The organism is Thioalkalivibrio sp. ALE16 (genome assembly GCF_000381305.1).
Lineage (GTDB): Bacteria > Pseudomonadota > Gammaproteobacteria > Ectothiorhodospirales > Ectothiorhodospiraceae > Thioalkalivibrio.
In genome coordinates this window covers 1-2,766 of sequence record NZ_KB906386.1, presented here as the reverse complement: position 1 = coordinate 2,766, position 2,766 = coordinate 1, and the positions used below count along the sequence as shown (strand labels likewise).

Below are 2,766 nucleotides of genomic sequence, written 5' to 3'. Positions count from 1 at the left end.
GAACGGCGTTGCGGCTCCCTTGTGCAGAATGACTGCACGGCAGTCACCGCGCCTTGTTCGCACGCAAAAGCGACTCGAGCGCGAGCGTGTACATTAATCAGTGTTTCCTAGCAATATGCCCGGCATTACGATCACGTTTGCCGAATCCGCCCTGCGCGATCTCAAGCAGATGCAGGAGTGGTACTCGGAGCAAGGTGTGCCGGAGGTCGGACAGAGATTGGTGCAAGAGATTTTCCAACGAGTTCAGGCCCTGAACGACCACCCCGACATCGGCAGGGTAGTGCCTGAATTTGACCAGCCGTTTCTGCGAGAGCTCGTCCATGCACCGTTCCGCATCGTGTACCGGCGTGATCCCGACCGGGTAAGGGTTGTCCGGGTCTGGCGAAGCGAACGCCTGCTGCACCTCCCTGGTGGAGCGTCGAAGAAGAACTAGGCCGCCACCAGACCTCCGCTCACGGTTTGTGGCGTTTGAACGCCATCCCGGAAACCGCAAACCGGTTATCCGCAATCTCGGCCGGCGGTGCAGGCGTTAGCGTCAGCGATCTCGATTCTCCGCCTCGCTCCGGCCGGGATGACGTTTTGGCCGCGGAAAAATAAATCTGTCCCCGTTTTTCTCGTTGCCTTTTGCCTCTCCCTTGATGGGGGGTCAAAAGGCAAGGTCTGACCCCCGAGTTCCTCGATGTCCTCTTCCTCCGGTACGTCATGTGGGAACGGTGCGCCGGAAGACGCAATTGAACCGAACCTGAAGGATGTCTATAGTTGTACGGTACTTCCGTACGTTTGAGGTCCGGCATGGAAACAGTCAGCGTGAACCGGTTTCGCGAGAACCTGAAGGCCTTCGTGGAAGAGGCCGTCACTACGCACACGCCGCTCAAGGTCACGCGCCGAGCGGGTGAGGCCTTTGTGGTGATGAGTGCGGATGACTGGGAGCGGGAGCAGGAAACGCTCTACGTCCTCCAGAACTCCAGCCTGATGCAGCAGATCGCCGATTCGGCCGCTACCCATCGGAAGGGAGAAGGCTACCGTCCCACGGAAGGGGAGATGGATGAGATCACTGGTATTCGAGGGTAATACCTGGGCGGCGTACGAAACGCTCCGTGAGCGTGACCCAAAGCTGCATCGAGCCCTGCGCCGGATCCTCAAGGAAATGCTCCGGAACGATCCAGCTACGGGAACGGGTAAGCCGGAGCCCCTTCGGCATTCGCTGTCGGGCTTCTGGTCCCGACGTCTCTCCTCCCGGGATCGCCTGATCTACCGCTTCGACGATCAAGCCATCTACGTCTTCGCGATCGGCGGCCATTACGACACGTTGTGACCCGAGCCCATGTTGCCCCTCGCTCGGGGCATCATGGTCTGACCCCGAGCCCCGTTCGTGCCGGGAAGGCACCATTTCGGGGGCGAAATGCCCTCGCTAAGGCTCAGAAATCATCCTTGAGCGCACGAAAGTCCTTCTGCTACAGCAAGTTATCGTGGTCCGACCCCGTTATGTCTTCCCCGAGAGCTGACCGGGCGCATTGGCGGCGCCGGGTCTGACCCGAAGATGGGTGTGGTGAGTTCAATTGATCGATGCAACACCTTCGGTCCTAATACTGGTTTTGGGGGTGGTGCAGATGGTGCAAGTGCGCAGGGTGGGATTCTCGGCTGGAGAGAAAGCGCAGCTATGGGCGCGGTGGAAAGCCGGCGAGTCGCTGAGTGACATTGGCCGAGCATTGGGCAAGCATGCCGGCTCCATCCATGGCGTTGTCGCCGCGTGCGGAGGAATTGCCCCTGCCGAGCGCCGCAGGTCCCGTCTGGCATTGACGCCTTCCGAGCGTGAGGAGATCTCTCGCGGGCTGGCCGCCGGGGTATCGATCCGTCAGATTGCGAAGACCCTCGACCGCGCGCCTTCCACCATCAGCCGCGAACTCGCGCGCCACGGCACCCGGAATACCTACCGCGCCACCGTGGCCAATGAACGGGCCTGGGATCGAGCGCGGCGGCCTAAGCCATGCCGGCTCGCAACGCATGTTCCTCTGCAGCAGATCGTGGCTGAGAAGCTTGCAGTGGACTGGTCGCCCCAGCAAATCGCAGGATGGCTACGGGTTCAGTATCCAGGCACGCCCGATATGCACATCTCCCACGAGACGATCTACCGCAGCCTTTTCATTCAGGCCCGTGGCGTTCTCAAGAAAGAGCTGGTGAAGCACTTGCGTTCGAGACGCATGATGCGCCGCTCACGCCTGGCGAGCACAGAAGGGCAACCGCGCGGCCAGATCATCGACGCCATTTCGATCCGCGAACGCCCACCGGAAGTAGAAGATCGCGCGATCCCCGGCCACTGGGAGGGGGATCTGATCTCGGGGGCGAAGAATAGCCACATCGCCACGCTCGTCGAGCGCCATTCCCGCTATACGATGTTAGTGAAGGTCCAGGGAAAGGATGCGGAGAGCGTCTTGGATGCGCTTAGCCGCGAGGTCCACACGCTCCCGCGGGAACTGTGGCACTCCCTGACTTGGGATCGTGGCACCGAGATGGCAAGACATAAGGCGTTCACGGCGGCCACCGATGTGAAGGTCTACTTCTGTGATCCGCAGAGTCCCTGGCAGCGCGGCACCAATGAGAATACCAACCGCCTACTGCGTCAGTACTTCCCCAAAGGCACCGAGCTGGCCAGCTTCTCTCAGGCCGACCTCAATGAGGTCGCCCTTCGACTGAATCAGCGACCCCGTAAAACCTTGGGCTATGCCACCCCGGCGGATAAACTCATGGCTGCTGTTGCATCGACCG

Annotated in this window: 4 protein-coding genes; all 4 read left to right on the top strand. The window is 60.8% G+C overall.

The features are described from left to right. Positions 1–115: 115 nt before the first annotated feature. On the top strand, positions 116–433 hold the full coding sequence (locus tag F627_RS0115395; protein ID WP_019584582.1) for a type II toxin-antitoxin system RelE/ParE family toxin: 318 nt from the start codon (positions 116–118) through the stop codon (positions 431–433). A 359-nt stretch (positions 434–792) separates the two neighbouring features. Then, complete coding sequence (locus F627_RS0115390; RefSeq protein WP_018864398.1) at positions 793–1,071, top strand: type II toxin-antitoxin system Phd/YefM family antitoxin; 279 nt, start codon at positions 793–795, stop codon at positions 1,069–1,071. Next, positions 1,046–1,315, top strand: coding sequence for a Txe/YoeB family addiction module toxin (locus F627_RS16825; RefSeq protein ID WP_081624471.1), 270 nt, complete (start codon positions 1,046–1,048; stop codon positions 1,313–1,315). The genes F627_RS0115390 and F627_RS16825 overlap by 26 nt, the downstream gene beginning before the upstream one ends. Positions 1,316–1,610: 295 nt before the next feature. Further along, positions 1,611–2,766, top strand: a 1,156-nt coding sequence (locus F627_RS16820; protein WP_081630781.1) for an IS30 family transposase, incomplete at its 3' end; no start/stop codon positions are given.

Bases quoted from the DNA above. Each gene is read 5' to 3' on its own strand.
- F627_RS0115395 (WP_019584582.1), top strand. From the start codon at position 116: ATGCCCGGCATTACGATCACGTTTGCCGAATCCGCCCTGCGCGATCTC.
- F627_RS0115390 (WP_018864398.1), top strand. From the start codon at position 793: ATGGAAACAGTCAGCGTGAACCGGTTTCGCGAGAACCTGAAGGCCTTC.
- F627_RS16825 (WP_081624471.1), top strand. From the start codon at position 1,046: ATGAGATCACTGGTATTCGAGGGTAATACCTGGGCGGCGTACGAAACG.